General features: G+C 49.6%; 3 protein-coding genes. 2 read left to right on the top strand and 1 reads right to left on the bottom strand.

What is annotated here, in order from left to right:
- Positions 1-892: ATP adenylyltransferase family protein (locus IQ260_RS28595; protein ID WP_322745071.1), on the top strand; the 892-nt coding region annotated here is incomplete at its 5' end.
- Positions 893-949: 57 nt separating this feature from the next.
- On the opposite strand, the gene IQ260_RS28590 is transcribed toward IQ260_RS28595, so the two are convergent.
- Complete coding sequence (locus tag IQ260_RS28590; protein WP_193996466.1) at positions 950-1,264, bottom strand: Mo-dependent nitrogenase C-terminal domain-containing protein; 315 nt, start codon at positions 1,262-1,264, stop codon at positions 950-952.
- A gap of 825 nt (positions 1,265-2,089) precedes the next feature.
- Between IQ260_RS28590 and groL the strand changes: the two genes are divergently transcribed.
- Positions 2,090-3,769, top strand: a complete 1,680-nt coding sequence (gene groL / locus IQ260_RS28585) for a chaperonin GroEL (RefSeq protein ID WP_193996465.1) — start codon at positions 2,090-2,092, stop codon at positions 3,767-3,769.
- Positions 3,770-3,817: the final 48 nt, after the last annotated feature.

Raw genomic sequence — 3,817 nt, 5'->3', positions numbered from 1 at the left:
GGATAGATCTATGTGCGATCGCACAGCCCCCCGCAAACCCTGGCAGCCCCATACCCTATGGTCCAAGCTCCAAGCCCAAACCCAACAAGGTTTAGCTACTGGAGCCCTCAGACCCATTGACACCCAGTATGAAATTATTGCCGATGGTGGGGTGGCCTTTATTGTGCGTATTTTAACCAATCTCAATCGTAAAGCCCAGGCCCGTAAGGTCCAGACCCAGAAAAAGACCAATCCCTTTTTACCCTACGATCAAAACCTGTACGTGACCGACATCTCCGACACCCATGTCTGTCTCCTCAATAAGTTTAACGTCGTTGACCATCATTTTTTAATCGTCACCCAACGCTTTGAGTCTCAACTCGACTGGCTCACCCTGGCTGACTTTGAAGCCCTCCATCGCTGCCTCACGGATGTAAATGGCCTATTTTTCTACAATGGTGGTACCGCTGCCGGAGCCAGCCAGCCCCATAAACATCTGCAGATCGTACCGCAGCCATCTATGGACGTGCCCGTTGAAACCGCAGTTCAAGCTACAGAATTTGTTAACGGCATGGGGCAATCACCACAGCTGCCCTATGCCCACCGAATCGCTAAACTCCCTGCCAATAGCGGAGCAACTCAATGGCTCCAAACCTATCGCCAGCTACTAACCAGTTTGGCGATTAATGATCCCACCGGACAGTGGCAAGGAGTCCAGCGCTGCGCCTATAACCTGTTGGGTACCCGCAATTGGATGATGGTGGTCCCACGGCATCGGGACGATCACCTCGGCATCTCAGTTAATTCCTTGGGATTTGCCGGGTCGCTGTTGGTCAAAAACCCAGAGCAGATGGTCCAGCTCAAAGCAATCGGACCGATGACATTGTTAAAAGAAGTCAGCCAATCAATTTAATGAGGCGGGATGGTAGGGCCGTTCCATGGAACGGCCCTACCATTATTGGATGGGTCTTTAAACCAAGGCCGAGATATCTTTGCCACACTCATCTGCTAGGAAGCAAAGGGCACGAAAACGCAGCCCGACCATCTCCTCATAGAGAGGATTGATCTTACACATGGGCGGAATATGAGCAATCGTATGGCCAAAGAGGGTTATATCTCGCTCAAACGGACACTGGGCAGGGATCAGCTGGGCAATCCGGTAAGCAACTGTGGGATTATCAATTTTTAAGGTATCAAGCCAGAGTCTTAGGGGTTGTAAAGGCTTGAATTGGACCTTAACACCATGGAGGACATGATTCTTCAGAAATGCAGTGGCAGAAGACATGATTTCGCTAGAAAGACGTGCTTTTTCAGGAAAATTAAGTTATTTAGAAGCGTTAACCGTATCGATAAGGCGTTTAGTTAAAAGGTCTAGAAGAATTATTTATAACTCTCCTCTACATTAGGCAATTAAAGTTGTGTCTAGGTAAAGCAAATAATAACCCTGACGAAAGTTTGCTAAAGCTCCAATAAAGCCCAGAAACCAAAATAAATAGAGTATTTTTAGCCAATTTTTGAATCCAGTTAAATGCTAGAAGACAGACGAGTTTTTGTGTGTAATGAACAAAACATTTTGCTCATATCTGATGCAGGATACGCATCTATCCTTTATATTTCCGGATACTGGTGAAGATTCTGAAGGGAGCTTATGACTCTATTCAAAGTGGTCTAGTAGAAAACTAGGAAACAGCACAACCGTACAGTCATACTTCCCTAAAACCTCATCGTATTACCCAAGAGATCGACGTAAGAATAAATACCTGTATTTGTCGTTTCGTCAGTGTTACGGACATCTTGTAGCGGTTACCTATAGACCCTGATTTTAGGGAGTTTGAAGCCTGGTGTGGCTTGTTTAAGAGATTTCTCGCCAGACAAAATAAACACAATAAACTCAACAAAATTTGATACCTGGGAAAGATCTCTGCCACTTGCCATTGAGCACGAGCCTTCTGGGATCTTGGTTTGATCTTAGGAACCGCTCTCCAGGACCGGTCAAACTTGAGGATCGGTTATCGCGAATTAAGCAACTCCATGTCGTGATATACGCTTAATTAGCACTCTGCCTCAGAGAGTGCTAAGGTCTTTCATTGCAGAGCTAAACGAGCTGACTATGGCGAAACTGGTACTATTTGATGAAAAGTCCCGTCAGGCTTTGGAACACGGCGTTAACGCCCTGGCTGACGCCGTCAAGATTACATTGGGACCCAAGGGACGCAATGTCGTCCTAGAAAAAAAATTCGGCGCACCTCAAATCGTGAACGATGGGATCACCATCGCTAAAGAAATTGAGCTGTCTGATCCCTATGAAAACACTGGAGCGCGGCTGATCCAAGAGGTAGCCTCCAAGACTAAAGATCTAGCCGGTGATGGCACCACTACCGCAACTGTATTGGCTCAAGCGATTATTCGTGAAGGCATGAAAAACGTGGCAGCGGGGGCCAACCCGGTCAGCCTACGTCGCGGCATTGAGAAAGCCGTTGCTGCGCTGGTCAAGGAAATTGCAGCCGTTGCCAAGCCTGTAGAGGGCAAAGAAATCGCTCAGGTGGCCACCGTATCGGCTGGTAGCGATGAAGCCATTGGCAATATGATTGCCGAAGCCATGGACAGGGTGACTAAGGACGGTGTGATTACCGTTGAGGAATCCAAGTCCCTCCACACCGAACTGGATGTGGTTGAAGGGATGCAGATTGATCGCGGCTATCTTTCTCCTTACTTCGTCACCGACCAAGAACGGATGATCGCTGACCTAGAAGGCGCGGTGGTACTGATCACCGATAAAAAGATCAGCTCCATGCAAGACCTGGTGGGTGTGCTAGAGAACATTGCCCGTGCGGGTAAGCCTTTAGTAATCATCGCTGAAGATGTGGACGGCGAAGCGCTGGCGACGCTGGTGGTCAATAAGGCCCGAGGTGTGCTAAACGTCGCTGCTGTTAAGGCACCTGGGTTTGGCGAGCGTCGTAAGGCCATGCTTCAGGACATTGCTGTCCTCACAGGTGGTCAGGTCATCTCCGAAGAAATTGGTCTTAGCCTGGAGATGGCAACAATCGACATGCTAGGTACTGCCGATAAGATCACCATCACTAAGGACACCACAACTATTGTGTCTGAAAGTGGCAACAAGGCAGATATCGATGAGCGCGTTGCTCAAATCCGCAGAGAGTTAGATGCAACCGACTCTGACTACGACAAAGAAAAACTATCCGAGCGTTTAGCTAAGCTAGCCGGCGGTGTCGCTGTGATCAAGGTCGGTGCTGCCACCGAAACTGAGCTAAAGGATCGCAAACTACGCATTGACGATGCTCTAAACGCAACTAAAGCAGCGGTTGATGAAGGTATCGTCCCCGGTGGTGGGATCACCCTACTGCACCTAGCCAAGAAGCTTGAGGCCATGAAATCTGGTCTGGGTCTTGAAGAGCAGACCGGTGTGGATATTGTCATGCGAGCTGTGGAAGCGCCCCTGCGTCAGATTGCTGACAATGCGGGCGACGAAGGCTATGTCGTGGTTGAGAAAGTCCGCTCCCTGCCCTTCAATGAAGGCTATAACGCCCTGACCGGTGCTTATGAAGACCTGATGGCGAGCGGTATTGTTGACCCGGCTAAGGTAGTTCGTTCTGCGCTGCAGGATGCGGCATCCGTGGCGGGTATGGTCCTGACAACTGAGGCCCTCGTAGTTGAGAAGCCTGAGCCTGAAGCGGCTGGTGGCGCTGATCCCATGGGTGGCATGGGCGGCATGGGCGGTATGGGTGGCATGGGTGGTATGGGCGGCATGGGCATGCCCGGTATGATGTAGCCCACCGTCTCATTGTCATTAATCCGTTAAAAACCGGTAGGGGTGTTC

It is taken from the genome of Leptolyngbya cf. ectocarpi LEGE 11479 (genome assembly GCF_015207065.1).
GTDB lineage: Bacteria > Cyanobacteriota > Cyanobacteriia > Phormidesmidales > Phormidesmidaceae > Leptothoe > Leptothoe ectocarpi.
The sequence above is the reverse complement of the archived record's forward strand: the minus strand, read 5'-3'. Positions and strand labels throughout refer to the sequence as shown.